Source organism: Trinickia acidisoli (genome assembly GCF_017315725.1).
GTDB lineage: Bacteria > Pseudomonadota > Gammaproteobacteria > Burkholderiales > Burkholderiaceae > Trinickia > Trinickia acidisoli.
The window spans coordinates 1,859,748-1,885,138 of the sequence record NZ_JAFLRG010000001.1 but is presented as its reverse complement, the minus strand read 5'-3'; the positions used below and the strand labels follow the sequence as shown (position 1 = coordinate 1,885,138).

Genomic DNA, 25,391 nt, shown 5'->3' with positions numbered 1-25,391 from the left:
GCTGACGGAGGGGGCGCAACGCGGCCATTCACCCAGATATGCAGCCTGCGCCTTCGGATCGTCGAGACTGCCGATCCCACGCAGCACCTGAAAGTCTGCTGAATGAGAATGTCCATATCACTTGCCTCCCCGATACCAGAACTCGAGGTCGCGCAACCCGATACAGAAATCTAGTGGCGAGCCCTCCTCATGCTTTGCCACGCGCTCGAGATGAAGCGCGGCTCCGCTATCTTCGCCCAGCAACGTTGCGACATCTCCCGGCGAAACGTCCGGATGGCCTGTCAGATCAATGACGGTATATTCCAAGCTGACCGAGATAATGCGTGCGAAGCGGCCAGCAACGAGAACGTGGGCGACTTCGTCCCGGATTGGGCGCCGGATGCCATTGGCTCGCCCAATCTGAAGGACGCCGGTTCGCCCGACGCCCTGATAATTGCCCCCATACGGATTGCCATCGCGCCGTGTTTCGTCACTTGCCGTCGACCGCACTTGGATAAGGCGAGCTCTTATCGCGCGCAGGACGGATTCCGCGGGGAAATCGATCGTCTCGTGGGACGAGAAAGGCCGCAAGCCGTATAGGAAGTGGCCCGCGCACACCGCGGTCAGACTGTCGCCGATGTTCGCCACCACGTGAGAGCTCGCTCGTGCCTGCGTGACATGCAATTTCAGGCCACGTCGCAGGAGCCTTTGAACCAGCGCTTCAAACGCACGGACGCGAGATTCCGCCCAGACCGCGTGGCCCATGTCGGAAAAAGGCACGTGCGTGTAGAGACCCTCGATTGTCACGTTGGGCAGCGCACTCATTTTCATGATGATGTCTTCGGCTAGATCGAGCGGCAAACCTAGCCGCCCTAGCCCCGCGTCGACCTTCACATGTATTGCAGTCGATCGCAGCGCCGCCCTCGATACGATCTGTGCACCGAGCAGATCCACCACCGTGGGTGTGATGTCGTTCCGCAGGAGGGTGCGCACGTCGGCTGCGAGGTTTCCCGGATAGGCGACGATTCTCACGGGATTTCCCGATTCGCGGATTGCCAGCGCCTCGGTCAGCGACGCCGTCTCAACGGCATAGGCGCCGCGTCCTGCCAAACATTGCGCGACAGCGGTCGCACCGTGACCGTATCCGTTCGCCTTGACCGGCACGATGATTTGTCGGTCGGCTCCGACCAACCCTTTCAAGCGGTCGTAGTTGCGGGCTAGCGCATCGAGGTCGATCTCCGCCCATGCCGGGCAAGTGCGCTCCGGTGCAGCCGTGGAGTGCGAGTATTCAATCGATATTTCAGCGGCGCGTGGTGCGGCGGCCATGCGGATCTCCTCGCAGTTTCGCTTCAGGGGCGGGTTAGGTCGGGACGTTGCGACTCAGGTACCGTGCATCCACACGCCCCAAGCAACGCGATTGCCTTAAAGCTTGACGACATCCAATAGGGTTTTCTTGCTGTGTTCGAAATCGAAGATGGAGATGGTCGGTTCTTTGATATCCCCCTTCGCATCGAACACGACGTGCCCCGTCACACCGACATAGTCCGTGTTGTGAATGGCGGCGAGTATCTTCGCCGGGTCCAGCGAATTCGCGTGCTTCATGGCCTCCACGATGATATGCACGGCGTCGTACGTGAATGGCGCATAGAGGACCACGGGCTGACCGAAGCGCGCTTGATACTTCGCGTTGAAGGCTGCGCCCTGACTCATTTTTGAGAGCGGCATACCGGCTTCCGAGCACGTTACGTTCCGCGCAGCTTCTCCCGCGAGTTCGGCTAACTGTTCGGTACAGATCCCGTCGGGTCCGAGAATTTTGGCGGTAAGGCCCAATTCCGAGGCCTGCTTCGCAAACGGACCGGCGCCCTGGTCCATGCCGCCGAAGTAAATGGCGTCAGGCCGCGAAGCCTTGATCTTGGTGAGAATGGCTTTGAAATCGGTGGACGTGGCAGCCGTGGCCTCCCGTGCCACGATGGCTACGCCATCGGCCCTTGCCGTCTTCTCGAATTCGTCTGCCTGCCCCTTGCCGGCCTGCGTAGCATCGTCCACGACAGCCACGCGTTTGATGCCCATACGCTTGACCGCATAGGCGGCAAGCGCGGGACTCTGCGCGGCATCGGTTGCCACGAGGCGGAAGGTTGTTTTGAATCCCTGCAACGTATAGTCGGGATTGGTCGACGACGGCGAAATCTGAGCAACGCCGGCTTCACTGTAGATTCGCGAGGCAGGAATGGAGACGCCGGAATTGAAGTGTCCCACCACGGCGACTACACCGTCATCGACGAGCCGCTGGGCCACCTCGGTGCCGGTTTTCGGATCACCCGCATCGTCCTGGGAATCCAACACTAGCGTGATGCGCTGACCGCCTATGGTCAATCCAGTCTTGTTGATCTCCTCGATGGCCAGAAGCGCGCCGTTTTCGTCGTCCTTGCCAAAATGCGCCAGTCCGCCCGTCAACGGTCCGGCGTTACCTATCGTCACCGTTCTTGCTCCCCTCACAGCGGGGCTCGCCGGCGGTGTTTGCGCATGACTTCCGACGATGACGCTGCACAACAGCGCGCCTATGAGTCCCGCGAAAAGAGGGTGTTTGCGAGTGGCATATTTCACTTGTCGTCTCCTTGATTAGATTGCCGGGCATAGCCCGGTTGAATCGTTCTGATTCACTCAACGTTCATGCTGCACACCTCGCGATCCATGTCGTACGACACGGTGCCTTGCGGGTCTCCGTGGGCTCCGGGCAGCGGCGAAATGTGTGATCTCACCTATGAACTATAAGATCACATCAACAAAAAAGTAGATATCTGACCGTGTCGAACTCATCATTCGACGATGGTGATAGTTCGCATGCATTGGCCAAATTTCCTTGTAATTTCGCAGAGCATCTCAAAATTCTGTAAGATCTTATAACTCAATATATAAGATATTACTAGAGTATACCATGATCGACCTTAGCGTTTTTTGGAACCTATACTTTTTGCTGTGAGGGAGAGCCTGCTTCCAAGCGAAATCAATCAAGGAGAACGAAATGAAGGGTAAGAACGTTGCACAAATCGGAGTCGGAGCAATCGGCTCGATCTATGCCCAGCACCTAGCTGCCGCGGGTGTGGTGCTGACCGTATTCGATCGGGACCCCGCCCGCCTCGCTTTTGTCGCGCAGTTGGGTGCCCGCCCGGCTCACTCGATCGACGAAGCGGTGCGCAACGCCGACTACATCCTCGTCTCGTTGCCCGAGCCGACTGCGGCTCGGGAAGCGCACCTGGGCGCAGGCGGCATCGTGGCCAGTGCCCGGGAAGGTTCGGTCATTCTCGATCTGAGTACGATCGATCCCGAGACCGCACAGGAAATCGAGCGCAGCACCCAGGCAAAGGGCTTGCTGTACCTGGAGGCGCCCGTGAGTGGCGGGGAACCGCTAAGCGCAGGCACGGACGGCGCACGTAACGGCAACGTGACGTTCATGGCGGGCGGCGAGCAAGAGGCGTTCGAGGCTGCGCTTCCCTTGATGCGACTGCTGGGCCAGCATCCCCTGCATCTGGGGCCGGCAGGTACGGGCGCTATCGTGAAGCTGATCAGCAATTACATCTCCGGGCTTCACAATCTGGTGGCAGCCGAGGCGTTCGCGCTCGGTACGGCAGCCGGAATCAGCACCGAGACGTTGCTCGAGACGTTCCGCCATACCGACGCGAACAGCTACTGGCTGTTCAACTACTTCGCCCCGCGCATCCAGCGCGGCGACTTCGAGCCGGGATTCTCCGTCGATCTGCAATACAAGGACCTCCGGCTCTGCGAAGACCTCGCGCGCAAACACAAGGTCTCGATGCCCCTGAACGGCCTCGCGTTGCAGATCTATCAGATGCTGCGCGGTATGGGTCGAGGCGGACGGGATTTGGCGGATGCCGCCAATCTCTCGCTCGAGTTCGCCGGTTTGCGGTCACATGAAGTCAACGCGTAAGAGGCAGTGAGATGCGATTCGAAGGACGTCATGTGATCGTGGTGGGCGGCACGTCGGGGGTCGGACAGGCCTCGGCACAGGCATTCGCGCGCGAAGGCGCGCGTGTGAGTGTGCTGGGTCGGTCCGCCGCATTGGGCGAGCAAGTTGCCCAAACCATCAACGACGACGGCGGCGAGGCGCGCTTCTTTGCCGTGAACGCAACCGATGGCGCCGACACGGTGCGCGCCATCGAATCCGCCGCGCACTGGGGCGGTGAGCCCGACGTACTCTATAACAACGCCGGGAAGGTGGTGGTGAAGCCCTTTGTCTCGACGGGCGACGAGGATTGGCAGGAATTGTGGTTCGTCAACGTGATGACGATGGTCCATACGATGCGCGCGGTCATCCCCCGCATGGTCGCGCGCGGCAAGGGCTCCATCGTCAACATGGCGTCCGTCTCCAGTCTGACGGCATCTCCGCTTGAATCCGCGTACTGCACGACCAAGGGCGCGTGCGTTCAACTCACGCGCGCTATCGCAGTTGAATATCGCAGTCACGGCTTACGGTGCAATGCCGTGTGCCCCGGATTCATCCGGACGGCCCACGGACTCACGGAGATCGAGGCGTTCGGGCGCCTGGGCTTCCCCTTCACGATCGACGATGTCTATGCGTCGCAAGGCAGGCTGGCTGAACCGGACGAGGTGGCAGCGGCCGTCCTGTTCCTGGCAAGCGATGAGGCGTCTTTCATAAACGGCGAGACCCTCACGCTCGATAACGGATCGCTCGCGCTCACCTAGGTCACCTAAAGGCGATCACCGTGCCTTTAGACCGACAGATTGACAGACGCGACAATGGGGCTGCGCATGAATGCGTTCATGACGAACCGACGCCCGTCGTCAATCTGCTCGCGCATGATTTTTTCCGCCGCAACGCCGTCGCCGCACCGGATGGCTTCGATCAGGTCGTGGTGCTGATGCTGCCATACCGTCGTTTGGTCGCTGAGCCGAAGGCACACGTGAAACATACGCAGCGCTTCGTCGTGCAGGTCGCGCATGATGCGCGACAGCCGCTTGTTTGCCGCGGCATCCACGAGCGCGAGGTGCAGGTCGCGATTCGCACGCAGAAAGCGCTTTTCGCTCTTGTGGTTGCCCGGTGCGTATGCCTGGCGACACAGCCGCTCCATGGCCTCGAGCTGCTTGGTGTCGATGCGGCCGGCGACCCACCGCACGCAGGCCGGCTCCAGCTCCAAGCGCAGCCGAAACACTTCATCGACGTCCTGCAACGTGATTGGGGCAATGATCCAGCCTTTCTTCGGTAGCACGCTCACCCATTCCTCTTGGGCCAGCCGGGTCAACCCATACCGCACCGCGGCCGCGCGCAGGTCGAATCGCTCCATCAGATCGGGCTGAGAAACGGATTCGCCAGGTTTCAGATCGCAGTCGAGAATCGCCTCGCGCAATTTTTCATAGGCAGACTGCCCCTGCAAACCTTCCGGTTTCGGGCTCTCCGATTTAACGACACGCGTACTTCGACCGGAAACCTTCGTTGCCTTCGTCACGGTATGATCTCACCCAACTACGTCAATGATCTCTCAGAGTACACCAACTGCGTGGGGTTGGGGTCATCGGCCGCAGCCACAGCCTCAGCCACAATGCGGCGCAATGATCCTCGCGCTCGTCAATCGGACGACTGCGGCGGCAGTTGATCTGGAAGATCATGGGCGAAATATTTGACGCCGTTGGGCCATGCGCCAGGATGGAAGCTAAACCCACGCTTGACCGTAGTCTCCAAATAATTGTGGCCGCCCGCCTGCGTGATTTCCGGCCCGCTTTCCCGAATCTGCTTCAGCGTGCGCTTGTCGTCGGGACGCACCACTGCAATGTGTCCGGGGCGGTGCGGGTCGGGAGACGGATAAGCAACGACTACGAGCCTGCCGGAATTGGCAAGCGCCTGAGCCTGTTCGGGGCCATCGACCGGCCACCAGCCGACATTGCGTCCCGCACCGCTGGCGAACCACTCAGTTTGCGCCGTCGCCAGAAACGAGGCCTTGTGGCGCGGCGGGCGCAGCATGTACACGCCGAGCCGCTTCCCCATCGCGGCAGCGAACGCAGCGCAATGCGTGTCACGGCGATCTATCCTGGCGAATACTGCCTCGTCGCTCGGCGACATATCCGGCTCGCCGGTATCCCAAGCAACGTGCGTACTTTTCTGCCACAGCCGCTCCACGTTCGAGCTATCCAGCACATCCAGAACGTGCTGGGCTTCAGGCGTAATCGGCCCGCAGCATGGTCCGTCCTCGGCGATGGAAAGCGGAGCGGAAATGTTCGCTTGCGGACGCGGTACGGCGGAGGGGGCCACGCAGGCACTCACTCCGAAAAGCACGGCAATGCTCGTGAAAGCGGCGGCGATCTGTCTGATACCGTTCATGACTCGCTTGAGAGGCTCCGGCGTACCTCGTTCGTCGTCGCCGTTGTTGCAATCGTTGTCCACTTCCTTGTTTCCATCAGCGGCAATCTGCTGCGACCGCTTTGTGCTCCAGGCTCAAGGGTCGCTGACAGATATTAAACCGGTGCGAACCAATCCTTACGCAGCGTAGTTCTGATCAATGTCCGGCCAGCGCCATCAATCGCGGAACAAAGCCGTGAGTCTCTCCCGCGCCATGAACCGAGCGCGGCAGTCGCACAGTCGTTGCGCGTATGCCACGACCGGCCAGGGTCAGGGCTATCCGCTCCGATTCGCGCGGAATTTCCCGGACGGAATACAGGCCGCGCTCTGATGATGAGCTACCTCGCGCCCATCATTCTCTTGCAGACGTTACACGTTACGCATCTATCTTACGTCGACAAAGAACGATGGGAATTGGCTCGTTGCCTTGTCCTATCCGCAGCTATCGAAAGCGATGGAGGCCATGCACGTCGATTACGGCAAGAGCTGGTCCCTCGATGCGTTGGCCAAGATCGCAGGAATGTCTCGAGCCGGCACTTAACTTTAAGAAGTGGGAGGCGGTCACCGGCTAGGGCTCGCGAGCACCCGTCCGCCCGCTTCGCTAAGCCGATAAACGCGGCGAGCGGTTTCGGCGAAAAGCGCCGCCTTTTCGTCACACGACCCGGAGGCTGCCAAACGCTTGAAAGCGTTCCACAACACCTTGTAGCTGAACATCCCTTTATCAACGGGAAAGTTGCTTTCGAACATGCAACGCCTCGCTCCAAAGAGTTCGAGGCAGGTATCGAAATAGGGACGCCACGCGTCAGCCAGTTCGTGCGAGCTAGGAGGCACAGCTTCGTCCGCGAAGCGAAAGCCGAAAACGGGCATACCTGCGCCGCCGAGCTTGACATACGTGTTCGGCAACTCGGCAAGACGCGTCATTGCCTGACACCAGTCCCGATGCACGCCAAGCCGGCGTCCCGCATACGGACCCACACCGACCGGACCGCCGAAATGGTCGATCACGATCGCGACGTCAGGAGCGGAAATCGCAAGGTCAACGAGTTCATCGAGTTGAGGTTGGGCCGCAGGGGTTTCGACCCGCGGCAAACACGGGGAAGTCTCCCGCGGCGAGTTCGTGAGAGTCTCTGACGGCCCCATCGATCACCCACCCCGCTACACCGATCGCCTTTGCTTGCGTCGACATAATCTCTGCGACCAGCGCGCAGGTCAGGTCTCCTTTGCCGTCGACGACGATGACATCGCCGGGCTGCGCAATCGCCAGCGCGGCATGAATAGCGAGATTGTCGCCCGGCCGAACTTCGACCGTAATGGCAGGCCCGGCTACCTTCATGGCCAACGACAATCCTGCAATGCGGCCGCTCAAGGTACCGCGGCGACCCGCGACATCCGCGAGGATGGCAGCCTGAAAGGTCGAAGCCTTTCGCACCAACTCAGCAGAGACCCTTTCGATGTTGCGCTTGATCAAGCCGGATGCGGTTGACGTATTACTCATCCCAAACTCCTGTACGTTTTCAAAGCGTCGTCGCGCGAACCTATGCACGAGACTCGTGAGCGCAAAGGCCCAAGGATTCGTCGGCGCAAGCAGATACAGGTGCTAGGCCGACCTGATGTCCGATATGAACGGTGACAGGGCCCGAAACGCGCACCCAACCTCATTGCGGTAGGATAATGGCCTTTCGTGCCTCACCCGGCGATCGCCCAAGGGTGCCACGCCCGTCAGCTCGTACCGATGTCTCTCGACTACACCACCCTCGACGCGCTGCGCGCGCGTCACCCCGCTTGGCGCCTATTGCGTTCCGACCACGCACCGCTCGCCGTCAGCTTCCTACATCGCGTGTTCGTCGCGCCAAATGTCCGCGTGATGGCAGCTCCGCTTCTTGCCGAAGCGCTCGAGGACGAGCTTTACGCGTTGCGCGAGCAGCTCGGCGATGGCGTGTTCCCGAAGCGCGCGCTCGAATATCTGAACGATTGGGCCAGCCCGGAAAAGGGATGGCTACGCAAGTTCTATAGCCAAGGTTCCGACGAACCGCAGTTCGACCTGACGCCCGCTGCCGAGAAAGCCATTGCGTGGCTCGGTACGCTCATGGAGCGCAGCTTCGTAGGCACCGAGTCGCGGCTGCTGACGCTTTTCGAACTGCTGCGGCAGATGAGCGAAGGCAGCGAGGCGGACCCGGAAAAGCGCCTTGCCGAGTTACGCACGCGGCGCACGCAACTCGACGAAGAGATCGCCCGCGTCGAGGCGGGCGACGTTCGGCTACTCGATGACGCTGGGCTCAAGGACCGCTTTCAGCAATTCATGCAGATGGCGCGCGATCTCCTAACGGACTTCCGTGAAGTGGAGCAGAATTTCAGACTGCTGGACCGGCGCGTGCGCGAGCGAATTGCACTCTGGGAGGGTTCGAAGGGCGCGCTCATCGAAGAAATCATGGGCGAGCGCGATGCAATCGCCGATTCCGATCAAGGCAGCAGCTTCCGGGCGTTCTGGGACTTTCTGATGTCGAGTCGGCGTCAAGAAGAACTTTCGGAGCGGCTCGCGCGCGTGCTCGCCCTCCCCGCCGTTGCGACTATGACTCCGGACGCACGCACGCAACGCATCCACTACGATTGGCTCGAGGCCGGCGAACACACGCAGCGCACGGTCGCGCAGCTCTCGCAACAGTTGCGGCGGTTCCTCGACGATCAAGCCTGGCTCGAAAATCGCCGGATCATGGATATTCTGCGCGGGATAGAGGCCAAGGCGCTCGCGCTGCGAGACATGCGTCCGGCCGGGACGATAACGGAGATCGAAACCGCGTCGGCCGATATCGAGTTGCCGATGGAGCGTCCGCTCCATGTCCCGGTGCTGCGCCCCGTCATCGCCAACGTCGCCCTCGAAGCCGGCGATGCGGATCTCGACCCCTCGGCGCTCTACGTGCAGATCGTCGTCGATCGCGCGCGCCTAGCGGGGCACATTCGTCGCTGCCTGCAGGATCGGCAGCAAGTGACGCTCGCCGAGCTGGCGGCGTTGCAGCCGCTCGAGCACGGGCTGGCCGAACTGGTTGCCTATCTACAGCTAAGCGCCGAGGCAGAGTCGTTTCGCGCAGCTATCGACGAAACCGTATCGGATACGATCGAATGGCAGATGAGCGATGCGGACGGGACAGCAACGACCAAGCGCGCGCGGATGCCGCGCGTGATTTTTACGAGGTAAGGATGGCAGAAGAAGAACAAGCGCCGTCGCTCGATCGACCGGACTTGTCGACATTGGCGATCACGCTGCTCAAGGGCGTCGTGTATCGCGAGGGAAACGAGCACCTATGGGGCTCGCTGCTCGAACTGCAGGCCCATGTGCGCGACTATGTCGCCGTGCTCGGCCTGGAGCTAGTGCTCGACGAAGCGGAAGGCTATGCTTTCCTCAAAAGCCGCCCCGAGCGCAACGGCGACGACGAAGACGATACGCCCAAGCGGCCGCGTCTCGTCGTTCGGCGCCAACTCTCGTTCGCAGTGAGCCTGCTGCTTGCTCTGCTGCGAAAAAAGCTCGCCGAATCGGACGCCGGCGGCGGTGACACTCGGCTAGTCCTCACCTGCGAAGAAATCGTCGAACTCGTCCGCGTGTTCCTTCCTGAAAGCAGCAACGAAGCGCGACTCGTCGACCAGATCGAGGCGCAGATCAACAAAATCGTCGAGCTTGGCTTCCTGCGACGGATGAAGACGACGAGCGGCCCACCCACGTTCGAAGTGCGGCGCATCCTCAAGGCTTTCGTCGACGCGCAATGGCTCCTGGACTTCGACGCGCGGCTTGCCGATTACCGGGCGCAGATCGATGGCGCAGCGGCTTCGGGGCAACAGGGACATCGCGATGAATGAACCACGTACACTCGGCCTCGACTTCACTGCCGACGACACCCTGACGGGTTTTCGCCTCGAGCGGCTCGAAGTGTTCAACTGGGGCACTTTCGACGAACGCGTCTGGACGCTGCGTACAGACGGGCACAACGGTCTACTGACAGGAGACATCGGCTCCGGCAAGTCGACGCTCGTCGATGCGATCACGACGCTCATCGTGCCCACGCAACGCATCGCCTACAACAAGGCGGCCGGTGCCGATAGCAAGGAGCGCACGCTGCGTTCGTACGTACTCGGCCACTACAAGTCAGAACGTAACGAAGTGACGGGAACCGCCAAACCTGTCAGCTTGCGCGACCACAACAGCTATTCAGTGATCCTCGGCGTCTTTCGCAACGCCGGATACGACGCGACCGTTACGCTCGCGCAAGTGTTCTGGATGAAAGACACACAGAGCCAGCCCGCGCGCTTTTTCGTATGCGCAGAACGCGACCTGTCGATCGCCGCTGATTTTTCACGTTTCGGCACGGACATCGCCCAACTGCGCAAGAAGCTGCGCGCGCTCGGCGCTGAGATCGAAGATAGTTTTCCAAAGTACAGCGCCTGGTTTCGACGGCGCTTCGGGATCGATAACGAACAAGCGCTCGAACTATTTCATCAGACAGTGTCAATGAAATCGGTCGGCAATCTGACCGACTTCGTACGCAGCCACATGCTCGAACCATTCGATGTGGCACCGCGGATCGGCGCACTGATCACCCATTTCGATGATCTGAGCCGCGCGCATGAAGCGGTGCTCAAGGCCAAGCGCCAAGTGGAGCTGCTGACGCCGCTTGTGGCCGACTGCGACCGTCATGTCGAGCAAGGGCAAGTGCTCGAAGGCTGGCGTGCCTGCCGCGAAGCGTTGAAACCGTACTTCGCCGGGCTCAAGCTCGGCCTCATCGACCGGCGCTTTCAACTGCTGAGCGAAGAGCACGCGCGCGCCATGGCGCGTAAGGCTCGGCACGAAGAGGCGCGCGACCACGCTCGCCAGCAAGTCGACAACCTACGGCGTGCGATAGCGGAGCAAGGCGGTGACCGGATCGAGCGGCTCGAGGCCGAGATCCGCGAGCTCGAACGCGAACGTACACGCCGCCGCGAGCGCGCCGATCGGTATTCTGCGCTTGTCTCGAGGGTCGACGAGACGCCAGCCACCGACGAAGCAGCATTCGCTTCGCAGCGTCAGCGACTCGCCGAGCGACGCAGCTTGCTCGCCGATGAGGAGGCGTGCAAGCAAAATGCGATCACCGAATGGAGCGTGGCGTTTCGCGATAGCAAAGCCCAACGTGACGCGCTCGAGGATGAAATCGCGAGCCTGAAACTTCGGCGCAACAACATCCCGAAGGAACAGGTGATGATGCGCGCAAGCCTATGCGCTGCGCTCGGCCTCGAGGAAGACGCACTGCCGTTCGCGGGCGAGCTCATTCAGGTGCGCGAGGACGCGCGTGATTGGGAGGGCGCCGCCGAACGCGTGCTGCGAAATTTTGGCCTGTCGCTGCTCGTGCGCGACGAGCACTATGCAGAGGTCGCCGCGTGGGTCGATCGCACACATTTGCGAGGGCGACTCGTCTACTTCCGCGTACGCTCTCAGCGGCTGCCGGGGGCGACCGAAGCGCTCGAGATGCACCGCGAGTCACTGACGCACAAGCTCGCGGTCAAGCCTGACTCGCCGTTCTATGCATGGCTTGAGCGTGAAATCAGCCGACGCTTCGACTACGCCTGCTGCGCGACGCAAGAACAATTCCGCCGCGAAACGCGTGCGATCACGCAGGCGGGGCAAACCAAGGCCCCCGGCGAGCGACACGAAAAGGACGACCGCCATGCACTCGACGACCGTAGCCGCTATGTGCTCGGCTGGAGCAACACAGCCAAGATCGTGGCGCTCGAGGCGCAACAGCGAGCGCTCGAAGTTCGTCTCGGCGAGATCGGGCAGAAGCTCGGAGTGGCCCAGCGTGAGCACGCTCAGTTACGCGAGCAACTCGAAGCGCTCGCGCGCCTTGGCGAGTTCGTCGACTTCCGCGATATCGACTGGCCAACCTGCGCCAGGGCCGTCGCGCGTCTGGCAGACGAAAAGGCCCGTCTCGAAGCGGCCAGCGACGCTCTAGCGGAGCTGACAGCGCAATTGGAAGCCGCTCAAGCAGCGTTGAAAGCGAACGAAGCGGCGATCTCGGAAACCGACTCCGAGCTCGGCGGCATATGCGCCAAGCGCGAGGCGGCGGAGACGTTGCACGATGAAACGTGCGCAGTGGCCGTGCAAGTAGACGTCGAGCTTGCCGTGCGCATCGAAGCGTTACGTGATGAAATCCTCGGCGAGCACCAGCTTTCCGTGGAATCGTGCGATAACCGAGAGCGCGACGTACGCGAGGCGCTGACCACGCGCATCGACAATGAAACGAAGACGCACGGCCGCCTTGCCGAGAAAATCGTCAAGGCCATGGCGGCCTTCAAGGACGCCTACAAACTCGAGACCGCCGATTTCGACGCGAGTCTCGAAGCCGCGTCCGAATATCGCGAGATACTCGCTCGGCTCCAAGCCGACGACTTGCCGCGCTTCGAAGCACGCTTCAAGGAGTTGCTCAACGTCAACACCATCAACGAAATCGCGAATTTTCACGCCCAACTCGCGCGCGAGCGCGAAACGATCAAGGAGCGAATCGCCCGCATCAACGAATCGCTGAGGCAGATCGATTACAGCGCGGGCCGCTACATCGTCCTCGAGACTCAGCCGAGCCTCGACACCGAGATCCGCGATTTCCAGGGCGATTTGCGAGCCTGCACCGAAGGGGAACTGACGGGCTCGGACGATAGCCAATACTCAGAGGCAAAGTTTCTGCAAGTGAAGCGCATCATCGACCGCTTCCGAGGGCGCGAAGGATTGACGGAGCAAGACCGACGCTGGAGCGCGAAGGTGTCCGACGTGCGCAACTGGTTCCTTTTCGCAGCGAGCGAGCGCTGGCGCGAGGATGACAGCGAATTCGAGCACTACTCCGACTCGGGAGGCAAATCGGGCGGGCAAAAGGAGAAGCTCGCCTACACGATCCTCGCGGCGAGCCTGGCCTATCAGTTCGGCCTCGAATGGGGCGCCGTGCGTTCGCGATCGTTCCGGTTCGTCGTCATCGACGAAGCCTTTGGCCGCGGCTCGGACGAGTCGGCGCAGTACGGGCTGAGATTGTTTCAGAAGCTCAACCTACAACTGCTGATCGTCACGCCGCTTCAGAAGATTCATATCATCGAGCCATTCGTTTCAAATGTCGGATTCGTTCATAACGAAGGCGGACGCGCCTCGAAGTTGCGCAATCTGTCGATCGAGGAGTACCGCACGCGCAAGGCGGAGTTGGAACGATGAGTTGGACGACGCCGGCCGATCTGCGTAACCGCCTTCAGATCCTTTGGGAGCGCGGTGAGTGGCTGCGCGGTCTCGCCTGCGGTCATGACGATACCTTTCCGCTGCGGCTCACGTTGAAGGGACCGAGTTCGGCGGAACTGGCTGAGCATTTCGAAGCTACGCGCGGCTGGATCGCAGCGCTCACCACCGCACCGCGCGTGCGCATTGAATGGCGTGAGATCAATCATCGCATTCTCGGAATACAGCGCGTGCCACAGGCCGCTTGGGTAGACAGCCTGGACGACGCGCTCGCGCTTACGGGCAAACGCCGCGAGACCGCTCGCTTCGAGCAGTTGCTGGAGGTCACTCGCGCGCGTCAGCCGCGGCTCGTCGCATGGCTCGCGCAACGCCCGTTGCAAGCGCTCGAACTCGCTGACGACTGGGAACGGTTGCTTGCCGTCGTCGATTGGATGCAGGTGCACCCGCGGCCTGGGCTCTATCTGCGACAGGCGGAAATCCCGTTGGTGGACACGAAGTTCATCGAAGCGCGGCGTGGCGTGCTCGCGCAGTGGCTCGATCTCGTGCTACCGCCGGAAGCGATCGACGGCAACCGGACCGGCACCGCACAATTCGCCGCCCGCTACGGCTTTCGAGAAAAGCCGTCCCGTATCCGATTTCGCATTCTCGACGAGCAGCTCGTTGTACTGCCTGGTGTGGTGCGCCCGGACATTGCGCTCGACGCGGACAGCTTCGCGCGCCTCGCCCTGCCATGCCGGCATGTCTTCATTACCGAAAACGAGACAAATTTCCTGGCATTCCCGGATGTCCCGCAATCAATAGTGCTCTTCGGGGCGGGCTACGGTTGGGAATCACTGCAGGCGGCGCAATGGCTCACGGATTGCGCGCTTCATTACTGGGGCGACATCGACACACATGGCTTCGCCATTCTCGACCAATTGCGCGGGCGCTTCCCGCACGTCGGGTCGTTCCTGATGGATTGTGCGACGCTGATAGCGCACGAAGCGTTCTGGGGAGAAGAAGGCAATCAGGTCACGCGCGATTTGCCGCGGCTCACGGCAAAAGAGCGAGGCCTCTTCGACGACCTGCGCGACAACCGAATCCGCCACGGGCTGCGACTCGAGCAGGAGCGTGTGGGATTCGGTTGGGTCAGAGCGGCACTCGAGGAGCACTCTTGCGCCTTGCCTGCCGCGAAGCCGTTCTGAAAAACCCACTCAATTTCACCCATCGACATGCTGAACGACGCGCTCGAACGCCTCACCATCAACCAGTTGAAATCGCTGATGCACTGGCTGCCCGACACCTCTCTCACCGGCAAAAAAGACGTCCTGATCGGACAGATTTTGAAAAGGCTCGACGATGACGGGCTGCGCACGCTGTGGGATCGTCTGGATGATATCCAACGTATGGCTGTAGCGGAGACCGCATATGCCTCGGACAGCCTCTTTGATGGAAAGCGGTTTCGAGCAAAATACGGGCGATTGCCCGATTTCACCGTTAGCGAGGGCGGCCGACGGCATTCCTACTCTGGGCGGCCGACGGCATTAGGCCTATTTTTGTATTACGAGGCCGGACGTTACCGCTTGCCGTTCGATCTGCGCGAGCGACTCCGAGGCTTCGTGCGAGAGCCGCTACCCGTCAGGTTGAGTCCCCTCGCAACGCTTCCAGAGAAGGCCGGCGAACGACGGCTGACGGTGAGGTGTAACGAGCACGATGCGATGATCGATCTGCCCGTTCTGCTGCGTTTGATAGAACAGGGCAAGATTCAAGTGAGCGATAAGACATCGCTGCCTAACACCGCTACACTGCGCTTGCTGACTGATCATCTCACCGATGGCGATTTCGATGTTCCACCAAGCGAACAAGGTCAGCGCGCGTCGGAGATCGGCCCGATCAAGGCGTTCTCGTGGCCGCTGCTGCTCAAGGCAGCCGGCTTGGTACAACAAAACGGCAACAAGCTCGCTTTGAGCGATGCGGGCCGAAAAGCGCTGGCATCCGTCCCAGCCAATGTATTGAGGGCAATCTGGAGCAAGTGGCTGAGGTTCACTCTCTTCGATGAGTTCAGCCGCATCGACGCCATCAAAGGGCAGAAATCTAAGGGGCGCGTAATGACGGCGGTCGCGCCGCGTCGCTCCGTAGTCAATGAAATGCTGCGGATCTGCCCAATCGGATCGTGGATAAACGTCGACGACCTTTCCCGATTCATGGAGGCGGCCGGCCATACGTTCGAGGTTACACACGATCCGTGGAGCCTCTATATCTGTGAGGCGAACTACGGCAATTTGGGCCATAGCGGCTATCACGATTGGTCGATTCTGCAGTTTCGATATCTGCTCTGTCTTCTCTTCGAGTACGCGGCCGTTCTCGGCATCATCGACGTCGCGTACATCGAACCGTCCGGGGCGCGTCACGACTACCGCCAAATGTGGGGAACTGATGAACTGGAATTTCTGAGCCGCTACGATGGCTTGACTTACTTCCGCGTCACCCCGCTGGGTGCATATTGCCTCGGATTGAATGACGAGTATGTGCCTGCCCGAGTCCCGCCGAGCGTCAAGCTTTCGGTTTTGCCCAGCCTACAGGTGAAAATCGTAGACGGAAGATTGTCGATAGACGAATCGCTGACACTGGCGACGTGGGCTGAGGAACTGACAGACAAAAGTTGGCGACTGGATCGTCAAAAGGCCGTGGAAGCCATTGAGAAAGGCCGCGACATCGCCGAACTCCGAGTGTATCTTCAAACACGATTAGATCAGCCGTTGCCAGAAACAGTGGAATCCTTTATCAGGACCACCGAGAAGCGAGGTAAAGCGCTGAAAGTCTTGGGAACCGCGCTACTGATTGATTGCGAGAATGAGGAAATCGCGTCGATGATTGTTGAGGAGAAGGCAACCGCCGGTCTCTGTCTGCGGGCTGGCAAGCGACAACTTGTCGTCAAGCTCGAGCATGAAGAAAAATTCCGGAATGTTGTTCGCAAGCTGGGGCTCGGCGTGACAGTTTGAGGCCTTGTCGGCACGGCGCTGGCCGTCAACCGTTTTCGGAGAGCGCCATTGATACCACCGGCCTCTTTCGAACGCCATCTGGCAAATCCGATCGGTGCCGCGCTTGCGACGTCAGATAGCGCGCGGCGCCACAACGTTCATCCAAGCCGTGATTTCGATCGGCGGACTGTCGGCGATCCTGATGTCGTAGAGTACATCTTGGCCGGCACTCACGTAACATGGCGTGAACGCCCGACCTGGGTCACGGCTGTTGTCGATCAGCACGACTGCGTCTGCTACGGATAGCGCGTGCCGAATCGCATGCTGAGTGCGCGGAAACCGCGCTTGAAGTTTCCGGTAGGCGACATCATGGCCACCTTGCGCTTTACGCGTGAGGACCCGCCCAACAGAAAGAGCCGAATTGGTCAGCCCTACAAAGAGCAGCAAAACAAAGTAACCCTCGCCTTGCAGGTTTTGGATTAGATCGATCTTGCTGGCAAAGGTCCCGTCGTCACGAGGCTCCCAGTACGAAAATACCGTTTCCATTGCAAATGGGACTTTCTTGGCCATTGCCTGTGCGACAAAGCTCTGGACGCCCTTTTGCGCGACGGCCATCCACATCTCGTCAGTATCCCGGAGCTTCTGAGCCCACGGCCGTAGACGGTCATCGCTCCCGGGCTCGGGAAGGATAGAGAGCATCATCCGGTCAGCATTAACGAGGGGAATTCTGATGTCATCAACCAGATGGTCATACCACATGGTCGACTTCCCTGAGCCGTTGTGCCCGGCGACGATGATCGCCAGAGGTTTTCCTGATTTTCTTGCGCGAGCGGTGATGTCAGCGACGGACTGATTGATCGTTCTTGTTTTTGCCATCTGTCGCTTATGCGGCTACTGCATCTGCCCTGAACTCGCCGCGCACGAAGTGTCCCACTTCCGACTTGCCATTCAGTCGCCGGATCACTCGATTGGGATTCTGCGGATCAGCTGTAAACACGGGAATGTTCTTAGCCTGCTTGATCTCAACGCCCGGCGTCAGCAAACGCTTGCCGAGATCCCTGATGACCTTCACGCTAGCTTTGACGCCCTTCTGGACCGCCTCTTCTGTAGGTTGCGTAACCAACACCGATACTTCGCCAAACGTCACCGTCAGCTTCGCTTCCGCCTTCGCCGGACGCCGCGCCACCGATTGTTTGCCCTTTGCCGGTACGGCCTTGATAGCAAAACTATTGGCTGCCGGCTTCTTGCCGCCCCGTCTCACGACAGAAGTTCTCGTTTGGCTGGACTTTGGCACAGCGATCTCCGACGCACGTTCCCGAACGCCTTATTGTACAGCGTCACCACGGAAACCGGGCCCCTCCGAACACGCCCCCGCAGCCCACGATCTAAACCCAGGGACGCATCGCAGGCCGAAAAGTGAGCATTCGACTGCATCGCAATGTGAGCCATCCAACAAATGAGCCAGCCCCGCTCGCCGCCCGCGGCTTTTAAACGACCCCGAGCCCTACTGCGCAAATCGGCGCTTTTTGCGAGCACTTCCTATACTTCTTCTGGCCGCCGCGCATAAAGTCCCCATCCACGAGTCCGCAGGCGGCTTTGAAATCGCTCCCAAAAAAGAAACGAGACCGTGCGCCCGGCGGCCGGTGCAGTCAGCCGTATCGCCGCAGCGCACCAAAATCAGGAGACAGACATGGGTCATTCCGCATCCGCCGCGCCCGAAACCGATCGGATCGGCATGCCCGACCCGCAACGGCCTGACCTCCGGGCACTCGCGCTCGCTGCGCTCGGCGTCGTGTACGGCGACATCGGCACAAGCCCGCTCTACACGCTATCGACCGTATTCAGCACGGACAACGGACTGCCGCTGAACGCATTCAATATCGTCGGCATCGTGTCGCTGATCTTCTGGTCGTTGATGGTGGTCGTCTCGCTCAAATACGTGGGACTGATCCTGCGCGCGAACAACCATGGCGAAGGAGGCATCATGGCGCTGCTCGCGCTCGCGGCTTCGTCAGTGGCGACACGGCCGCGCTTGCGCCGTACGCTGCTCATCGCCGGCGTGATGGGTGCCGCACTCTTTTTCGGCGATAGCGTGATCACGCCGGCGATCTCGGTGCTGAGCGCCGTCGAAGGCCTCGAGGTCGCGGCGCCGGTGCTGAAGACGTTCGTGATCCCGGTAACGCTGGTGGCGCTCGTCACCCTGTTTGTCATGCAGAAGCACGGCACGAGCGGTATCGGCGCGGTGTTCGGACCGGTGATGGTGTTGTGGTTCGTCGTGATCGGCCTCGCAGGGCTCGCCAAAATTGCCGCGACGCCCGCCATCCTGTTTGCGCTCGATCCGCTGCAAGGGCTCGAGTTTTGTCTGCACCACCGGTGGATTGCGTTCGTCGCGCTCGGCGCCGTCGTGCTGTCACTGACAGGGGCCGAGGCGCTGTATGCGGACATGGGCCATTTCGGCAAACGGCCGATTCGCGTCACATGGTTCGGCATGGTGTTCCCCGCACTCGCGCTCAACTACCTTGGCCAGGGCGCGCTCTTGCTCTCGCATCCCGGTGCCTTGCAGAACCCCTTCTATTTGCTGTTTCCGCAATGGGCCATCTTCCCGATGATCGGGCTTGCAACGATCGCAACCGTCATCGCATCGCAGGCCGTGATCTCCGGCACCTATTCGATGACGAAGCAGGCGATGCAACTTGCCTTCCTGCCGCGTATCAACGTCGTCCATACATCCGAGCATGAAATCGGCCAGATCTACGTGCCGGGCATCAACTGGACATTGCTCGCTGCCGTGGTCGCGGCAGTACTGGGCTTCGGCTCGTCGACCGCGCTCGGCTCGGCGTACGGCATCGCGGTCACCGGCACGATGCTCATCACGACCTTCCTGACGTTCTTCGTGGTCCGGTACGCATGGCATTACAACTGGCTGCTGTGCGTACTCTCGACCGCATTCTTCTTCGTGATCGACGCGATGTTCTTCTCCGCGAACTTGCTGAAGATCGTCGAGGGCGGCTGGTTCCCGCTCGTGATCGGCGCCGTCATGTTCACGATCATGGCGACCTGGGGCCGCGGCTGGGAAATGATGTTGGCCGAAGCACGCGCGCGCGCCGGCACGATGCCGCTCCAACCGTATCTGACCTCGCTGCTCGAGCGTGCGCCGGTGCGTGTGGGCGGCACGGCGATTTTCCTGACGCCGAACCCTGATGCCGTGCCGCATGCGCTCATCAACAACCTGCGCCACAACCGCGTGCTGCATCAACGCGTGGTATTCCTCACGGTGGTCACAAAGGAAGTGCCACGGGTACCCGAGAGCGACCGTGTCATGGTGCAGCCGTTATGTCCCGGCTGTTTTCGAGCGACGATCACCTACGGGTTCACGGACGAAGTCGATCTGCCTCGGACGCTCGAAGCATGCAAAGTGGAGGGATTCAGGTTCGAGCCGTCGGAGACCTCATGGTTCCTGAGCCGAGCGGCGGTCGTACCGAAATCGGGTCATGGGATGGCGCTCTGGCGCGAGCGCCTATTCGCCGTGATGCTGCACAACGTCGGTAACATCGCCGCGTTCTTCAAGCTGCCGGCCAACCGTGTGATCGAAGTCGGCACTCAGGTCGAGATCTAGATCCGGACGCCCGGGACATGCGCCGCCCGCGCGATGCCCCGCCTGAACTCGTCACGATTGACGCAACTGCTCCTCGATCGTCCTTGTCAGCGGCGACTCGACGTCGCCGGTGTGCTTGGTCTGCACGGGCTCGATCAGCACGATCCAGCATTCGTCGTCGGCGACCGGGTTGTGCAGCGTGCCGCTCGGCACCACATGCATCGAACCCGCGGGCAGATCGACGATGCGCCCGCCTTCGTATTCGATCTTGAGGTGCCCACGCACGACGAAGAACAGTTCGTCCTCGTGCGCATGGTCGTGCCAGACGAGTTGGCCGCGTACTTTCGCGACCTTCACGTATTGATCGTTCACCTGCGCAACGACTTTTGGCGACCAGTATTGCGACACATCGCTGAACGCGGCTTCGAGATCGAACGAGTCGGCAAACGGATGGACAGGCATGGTTATCTCCATGTGGGGATGACGGATAAGACGAGCAGCGCGCCCATCGCAAGATTGAGAATGCGCCAGTGATGCGGCGTTCGAAACAGCCGTGCAAGCAGTGTACCGAGCGCGCACCACAGCGCTAGCGACCCGCACGCGGCCAAGCCGAACGCCGCGCCGAGCAGTATCGCGAGCCGGTTGGGACTGTTCGCAAGCAGCGCGAAGGAAGCCGCCGCACCGACCGTTATCGCCCAGCTTTTCGGATTGAGCCATAACAACAGGATGCCGTCGACCAGCCTAATCGGCCGCTCGGGGCCATTGCCCGCGCTCGGCGGTTCGCTCCGCGCGATACGCCACGCGAGCCACAGTAGATACGCGGAACCGATCGCCTTCACGACGGTTTGCAGCGCAGGCATCGCCAGCAACAGACTGCCAAGCCCGAGCGCGGCAACGGCAGCGAGCAACGCGAGACCCGTCGCGATACCGAGCATCAGCGGAATCGAGCGCGCAAAGCCGAAACGGGCGCCCGACGCGGTGGCGAGCGTGGTTGCGCCACCGGGCGTCACGGTCGCCACCGCGACGAACAGAAAAAGCGGAAGGGTGGAGGAAGTCATCGACGCGCATCCGGGTGATCGAGCCTTGCACTGTACTGACAGCCGACGCATCATCAAAGCCAATATTATTGATGCCATTCATTACGTAGCATAATGTGTCGATGACCCGAAATCTCGATCTCGATCTGATTCGTACCTTCGTCGCCGTCGCCGATAGCGGCAGCATGACGGTCGCCGCGAATCTGCTGCATATGACGCAAGGTGCCGTCAGCCAGCAGGTGAAACGCCTCGAAGCGTTGCTGGGCTGCCCGCTGTTCGTGCGTAAAACGCGCAAGCTCGAACTGTCGCGCCGGGGCGAGCAGTTTCTCGTCAAGGCGCGCCAACTGTTGGGACTGAACGACGAAATCTGGGCCGACATGACCACCCACTCCCTGGGCGGCAGCCTGCGTGTCGGCGTGCCCTACGATCTCGTGACACCGCTCGCGCCCGCGATGAAGGCTTTCGCCGAAGCGCACCCACACGTGGAAATCTCGCTGGTGTGCGCAGCGTCGCCTGATCTGAGCGAAGCGGTGAATAACGGCCGCGCGGACGTGTCGGTGGTCGAATGCGTCGCGAGCGCAGCCGAAGGCGAAGTAGTTCGTATCGAGCCGCTGGTATGGGTAAAGGGCCGCGGTAGCGACGCGTGGCAGAAGCGACCATTGCCGCTGTCGATGGTGGACGAACACTGCGCGTTTCGTCCGGTGGTGCTGGGCGCGCTCGCGAAGGAGGATATTCCGTGGCGCACCGTGTTCGAGAGCGGCAACATCGAGGCTACTGCGGCAACCGTTCGCGCGGGCCTCGCGATCACCGCCTGGCTCGTCTCGACAGTGCCCGCAGATATGGAAACGCTCGCCCCCCATGCGAGCGGCTTGCCCGCGTTGCCGCCATTTGCCATCTGCTTGCGACTGCCCGCTGCGGTGCAACCGGCGGCGCTGGAATTCGCGCACTACGTGCGCGAATCGATGTCGAACGCCGCCGCTCCCCTTGGGCAGTTCGCGAAGCCAGGTCTCGTCGTATTTACCAACTGAACCGGTAGCCCGCCTGTCCGAATACGGTACGTCGGTAGTCGCCGCCGATGTCATGGGCGTACTTCACGTTCGCGTACAGCTCCGAGCTTTTGCCGAAGCTACCCGTGAGGCCAATACCGAGTTCGTACCAGGTCTTGCCCAGTTCGCTCTCTAGAGGTGTGCCAGTTCAATACCGTCGCCGACAGTTAATGCGCCTGTACCCGACTGGTTGATTTTGATGGCCGTAGTGCCGCTGGCGTTACCGCCCACGACAAGCTGGTCAGACTGCGACGCGGCCCCGCTCGCGTTGAGCAGCGTATTGAGCACGAGTTGTCCGTTCGAGCCGGTGTAGTTGCCCCCGACGTTCAACACATTGCCGATCTGGCCTGACGCTGCAGCCAGATTGACAATGCCGGCGTTGTTCAGATTGCCGGCGATGCGCAGCGTTCCGGTACTGCCCGACGCGAACGACGCCAGCGCATTCGCTGCCGTCACCGTGCCGCTGTTGTTGACGGAACTCAGCACCGACCCATAGCCGCCAAGCGAGGCGCCTGCCGCGACGGTCGTCAGTCCCGAACCGATCGTCGCGCTCGTATCCGCCGCATCGCCGACCGCGAGCGTGCCCGCCATCACGTTCGTACCGCCCGTATAGGTATTCGCGGCGATAAGGACCGTGGTGCGACATCGCAAGTATCGGCGACTAAAGTGCAATCTTTATCGGATTAAAAACATATCTATTGTCAAGTTTGCCTTGGTGAATATTTCGGGATATTTCAGGATCGGGCACGTGGCCGCTGTGGCTTTGTCGTGACGCGCCGCTATTTGAACTTGACGAGGTCCTTGAAGATCAGTTCAGCCCAGGTATTCCCCTTGGCCTGGACAAGCGAGCCGCCATCCTTGAGCGCGCCTAGCGCAATCGGTGCGAAACCGAGTTGTTCGGCCAGAACCGCGACCGGCGCCACCGCATCGTTGTCATCGCTCGACAAGAACACGACGCGGCTGCCGCCATTCACGCTCGGATCAGCGGCCAGGACGGCAGCGGGCAGATGGTTGAAGCCCTTTACGAACCTGGCGCCGGAAAATGCTTTGGCGACAACTGCGGACGACGGCTGACCTTCCAGATCTTCAACGGGAACACCGAAAGCATTCGTCGTGTCGATGATCGTCTTGCCCTGCCAGGTTGTGATCTGCTTCGCGACTTCGCGATGTTCCCAAAATGGAACCGCCAGGAAGATCGTGTCGGACGCGATTGCATCCTGCAGCGTCCTGGGGACAATGGTGGGGCCGATCGCTTGTGCCTGCTGCATCAACGTCTCGGGAGGGCGCCTGCTGGCGACGGTCACATCGATTTTCTTTCTTGCAAACGCTCGGGCGAGTGCCTGGCCTACTGCACCGAAGCCAATAATCGAATAGCTCATACGAACTCTCCAGCGTGATTTCAGATGGCCGAGGTGCCACCGTCGACATACAACTCCGCCCCATTCACGAAGCTCGAATCGTCTGAAGCCAGAAACAGCGCGACCGTCGCAATTTCCTCAGGACGCCCCATCTTTCCCCTCGGGACCAGGGATTCGAACTGCCGCTTCGTCTCCTCGTCGAAAAGTTGCTCCTGAATCGGTGTGGCGATCTGCCCCGGGCTCAGCACATTCACCCGGATATTCCTGCCCTTCAGTTCGTTGAGCCACCCGCGTGCGAATGCGTGCAACGCCGCCTTGCTCGCCGCATACACGCTGAAACCAGGAAAACCTTTCACCGAAGCAATGGACCCGGTCATGAAGATCGATCCGCCATCGTTGAACAGCGGCAATGCCTTCTGAACCGTAAACAGCGTGCCGCGCGCATTCAGGCCGAACGCCGTATCGAAGTGCTGCTCGGTAATCTCGCCCAGTGGGACGGCTTCGCCCGTGCCAGCGCTCGCGAACAGGATGTCGATCTTGCCCTTTTCCCGCTTGACCGTATCGAACAGGCGGTCGAGGTCGTCGAGATTGGCCGCGTCGCCGCGCACACCGGTCACGTTGCGCCCAATCAGCTTGACGGCCTCGTCGAGCGCCTCCTGCCTCCGGCCCGTGATGAACACATAGGCGCCCTCTTCAACGAACCGCTTGGCGCTCGCCAGCGCCATGCCGCTCGATCCGCCCGTGATGACTGCAACCTTACCCTCAAGCTTTCCCATGACATCTCCTTTCGTGGTGTCGGACAGCGTCTCTGTTCCCATTTGCACCAATGTGCGGTATCTTGTGGATCACCGATCCAGATACAGGTTCATTATATACGGATCACCGATCCGATTGTCAAGGCAACTTATGCGAGCCGACGCCAGAAAGAATTACAACCATCTCCTTGCGGTCGCGCGCGACGTCGTCACCGAGCATGGTGCCGAAGCGTCCATGCGAGATATCGCCCGCCGGGCCGAGGTTGGGCTGGCCACACTGTTTCGTCATTTCCCGACGCGAGAAGCCTTGTTCGAAGCGTTGCTGCGGACGAATCTGGACGCACTGACGCAGAAGGCAAACGAGCTCGAATCGTCGAATCCTCCTGACGAAGCGCTCGTGTCCTGGTTTCGCGAAGGGGTGGCATTCGTTCATAGCTATAGCGGCGTTGTCGCCTTAATGGCGAGCGCCCACGCGGACCCGGAGTCCGCGCTTTACGCTTCATGCTCAGCGGTGCATTCAGCGGGCGCGCGGCTACTGCTCCGTGCTCAGGCCGAGGGAACGGCGCGCGCCGATATGGATGGGGTCGACCTGTTTGCTCTGATGTCGGCGCTCGGTTGGCTCGTTGACCAACCCTCGTTCGCGCCACGCGCCGATCATCTCTTTCACGTTATCGCGAGCGCCATCCTGACAAATCGGCCTAGCAACGATGTCGAGAAGGCAACGTAACAGCGTGCATCGAATTGTCGTCTGCGTTGCGTCGGATGGCGTCCGCTATGATCGGCGCCGATGAGCGCTATGCACCAAAGTCTTGGCAAAGGTGACGAATGCAGCCAATCGTGTCGAGAGTTTTGAGGCAACTCTTCCTCACTGCGTGTGAAGCATGCGCCGCGCGTCAACACCGATTCGGCATGCGAGCACGAAGCCACTGGAAGCCGGCGCGGCCATACATTTGGCGTTTTAGAAACTTGAGCCAACGCACGTGGCCCGACACGAACTGCAAAAAAGGCCATGCAGTAGCATGGCCTTGGGCGATTATTGCCGCAGGTACTGAAAAATCTT

Annotated in this window: 21 protein-coding genes and 3 pseudogenes; 10 read left to right on the top strand and 14 right to left on the bottom strand. The window is 60.7% G+C overall.

Translation table 11 applies throughout. The features are described from left to right. Window positions 1-117: 117 nt before the first annotated feature. Window positions 118-1,305: an alanine racemase gene (gene alr / locus J3485_RS08650; protein WP_206952078.1), complete on the bottom strand. Its 1,188-nt coding sequence runs from the start codon at window positions 1,303-1,305 to the stop codon at window positions 118-120. A gap of 96 nt (window positions 1,306-1,401) precedes the next feature. Further along, the gene (locus J3485_RS08645) at window positions 1,402-2,541 is read right to left on the bottom strand and encodes a branched-chain amino acid ABC transporter substrate-binding protein (protein ID WP_374192437.1); all 1,140 of its coding nucleotides are present in this window, start codon (window positions 2,539-2,541) and stop codon (window positions 1,402-1,404) included. 445 nt (window positions 2,542-2,986) lie between these two features. Between J3485_RS08645 and J3485_RS29410 the strand changes: the two genes are divergently transcribed. Together J3485_RS29410 and J3485_RS08635 are read left to right on the top strand one after the other, a co-directional pair. Continuing rightward, on the top strand, window positions 2,987-3,925 hold the full coding sequence (locus J3485_RS29410; RefSeq protein WP_309477038.1) for an NAD(P)-dependent oxidoreductase: 939 nt from the start codon (window positions 2,987-2,989) through the stop codon (window positions 3,923-3,925). An 11-nt stretch (window positions 3,926-3,936) separates the two neighbouring features. Further along, window positions 3,937-4,701: an SDR family NAD(P)-dependent oxidoreductase gene (locus tag J3485_RS08635; protein ID WP_206952075.1), complete on the top strand. Its 765-nt coding sequence runs from the start codon at window positions 3,937-3,939 to the stop codon at window positions 4,699-4,701. 26 nt (window positions 4,702-4,727) lie between these two features. On the opposite strand, the gene J3485_RS08630 is transcribed toward J3485_RS08635, so the two are convergent. From J3485_RS08630 to J3485_RS08615, 4 genes and pseudogenes are all read right to left on the bottom strand, one after another. After that, on the bottom strand, window positions 4,728-5,462 hold the full coding sequence (locus tag J3485_RS08630; RefSeq protein WP_206952074.1) for a GntR family transcriptional regulator: 735 nt from the start codon (window positions 5,460-5,462) through the stop codon (window positions 4,728-4,730). Between the two features lie 119 nt (window positions 5,463-5,581). Continuing rightward, on the bottom strand, window positions 5,582-6,394 hold the full coding sequence (locus J3485_RS08625) for a hypothetical protein (protein ID WP_309476993.1): 813 nt from the start codon (window positions 6,392-6,394) through the stop codon (window positions 5,582-5,584). A gap of 516 nt (window positions 6,395-6,910) precedes the next feature. Then, window positions 6,911-7,405, bottom strand: a pseudogene (locus J3485_RS08620) (amidohydrolase family protein); the annotation flags it as partial. After that, a pseudogene (locus J3485_RS08615) lies at window positions 7,401-7,844 on the bottom strand (RraA family protein); the annotation flags it as partial. The pseudogenes J3485_RS08615 and J3485_RS08620, both read right to left, overlap by 5 nt. 237 nt (window positions 7,845-8,081) lie before the next feature. Between J3485_RS08615 and J3485_RS08610 the strand changes: the two are divergent. From J3485_RS08610 to J3485_RS08590, 5 genes are read left to right on the top strand one after another with little or no spacing between them, the layout of a single operon-like run. After that, complete coding sequence (locus J3485_RS08610; RefSeq protein ID WP_206955719.1) at window positions 8,082-9,542, top strand: DUF3375 domain-containing protein; 1,461 nt, start codon at window positions 8,082-8,084, stop codon at window positions 9,540-9,542. A 2-nt stretch (window positions 9,543-9,544) separates the two neighbouring features. After that, window positions 9,545-10,198, top strand: coding sequence for a DUF4194 domain-containing protein (locus J3485_RS08605; protein WP_206952072.1), 654 nt, complete (start codon window positions 9,545-9,547; stop codon window positions 10,196-10,198). Beyond that, entirely contained in the window at window positions 10,191-13,562 is a 3,372-nt protein-coding gene (locus J3485_RS08600) for an ATP-binding protein (protein WP_206952071.1), read from the top strand. The genes J3485_RS08605 and J3485_RS08600 overlap by 8 nt, the downstream gene beginning before the upstream one ends. Next, window positions 13,559-14,764, top strand: coding sequence for a Wadjet anti-phage system protein JetD domain-containing protein (locus tag J3485_RS08595; protein WP_206952070.1), 1,206 nt, complete (start codon window positions 13,559-13,561; stop codon window positions 14,762-14,764). Before J3485_RS08600 ends, J3485_RS08595 begins: the two co-directional genes overlap by 4 nt. A gap of 27 nt (window positions 14,765-14,791) precedes the next feature. Then, complete coding sequence (locus J3485_RS08590; RefSeq protein WP_206952069.1) at window positions 14,792-16,561, top strand: hypothetical protein; 1,770 nt, start codon at window positions 14,792-14,794, stop codon at window positions 16,559-16,561. 111 nt (window positions 16,562-16,672) lie between these two features. Here the strand turns inward: J3485_RS08590 and J3485_RS08585 are convergent, their stop codons facing one another. Further along, entirely contained in the window at window positions 16,673-17,416 is a 744-nt protein-coding gene (locus J3485_RS08585; RefSeq protein WP_206952068.1) for a toxin, read from the bottom strand. 7 nt (window positions 17,417-17,423) lie between these two features. Further along, window positions 17,424-17,801, bottom strand: coding sequence for a hypothetical protein (locus J3485_RS08580; RefSeq protein WP_242538524.1), 378 nt, complete (start codon window positions 17,799-17,801; stop codon window positions 17,424-17,426). Window positions 17,802-18,230: 429 nt separating this feature from the next. Between J3485_RS08580 and J3485_RS08575 the strand changes: the two genes are divergently transcribed. Then, window positions 18,231-20,156 (top strand): potassium transporter Kup, encoded by a 1,926-nt coding sequence (locus J3485_RS08575; RefSeq protein ID WP_206952067.1) that lies wholly within the window; start codon window positions 18,231-18,233, stop codon window positions 20,154-20,156. Between the two features lie 51 nt (window positions 20,157-20,207). Here J3485_RS08575 and J3485_RS08570 read toward each other — a convergent pair whose 3' ends face one another. Then, window positions 20,208-20,597: a cupin domain-containing protein gene (locus J3485_RS08570; protein WP_206952066.1), complete on the bottom strand. Its 390-nt coding sequence runs from the start codon at window positions 20,595-20,597 to the stop codon at window positions 20,208-20,210. 2 nt (window positions 20,598-20,599) lie between these two features. After that, window positions 20,600-21,193, bottom strand: coding sequence for a LysE family translocator (locus J3485_RS08565; RefSeq protein WP_206952065.1), 594 nt, complete (start codon window positions 21,191-21,193; stop codon window positions 20,600-20,602). 101 nt (window positions 21,194-21,294) lie between these two features. Here J3485_RS08565 and J3485_RS08560 point away from each other — a divergent pair, with 101 nt between their 5' ends. Then, on the top strand, window positions 21,295-22,200 hold the full coding sequence (locus J3485_RS08560; RefSeq protein WP_206952064.1) for a LysR family transcriptional regulator: 906 nt from the start codon (window positions 21,295-21,297) through the stop codon (window positions 22,198-22,200). Here the strand turns inward: J3485_RS08560 and J3485_RS08555 are convergent. From J3485_RS08555 to J3485_RS08540, 4 genes and pseudogenes are all read right to left on the bottom strand, one after another. After that, window positions 22,190-22,342 (bottom strand): annotated as a pseudogene (locus J3485_RS08555) (autotransporter outer membrane beta-barrel domain-containing protein); the annotation flags it as partial. The gene J3485_RS08560 and the pseudogene J3485_RS08555 sit on opposite strands and share 11 nt — an antisense overlap. Window positions 22,343-22,350: 8 nt before the next feature. Then, window positions 22,351-22,869: an autotransporter outer membrane beta-barrel domain-containing protein gene (locus J3485_RS08550; protein ID WP_206952063.1), complete on the bottom strand. Its 519-nt coding sequence runs from the start codon at window positions 22,867-22,869 to the stop codon at window positions 22,351-22,353. Between the two features lie 128 nt (window positions 22,870-22,997). Then, entirely contained in the window at window positions 22,998-23,597 is a 600-nt protein-coding gene (locus J3485_RS08545; RefSeq protein ID WP_206952062.1) for an NADPH-dependent F420 reductase, read from the bottom strand. A gap of 20 nt (window positions 23,598-23,617) precedes the next feature. Continuing rightward, the gene (locus tag J3485_RS08540; RefSeq protein WP_206955716.1) at window positions 23,618-24,352 is read right to left on the bottom strand and encodes an SDR family NAD(P)-dependent oxidoreductase; all 735 of its coding nucleotides are present in this window, start codon (window positions 24,350-24,352) and stop codon (window positions 23,618-23,620) included. A gap of 130 nt (window positions 24,353-24,482) precedes the next feature. On the opposite strand from J3485_RS08540, the gene J3485_RS08535 reads away from it, so the two are divergent. Next, window positions 24,483-25,058 carry a TetR/AcrR family transcriptional regulator gene (locus J3485_RS08535; protein WP_206955715.1) on the top strand — a complete coding sequence of 192 codons (576 nt, stop codon included), beginning with the start codon at window positions 24,483-24,485 and terminating at the stop codon, window positions 25,056-25,058. Window positions 25,059-25,391: the final 333 nt, after the last annotated feature.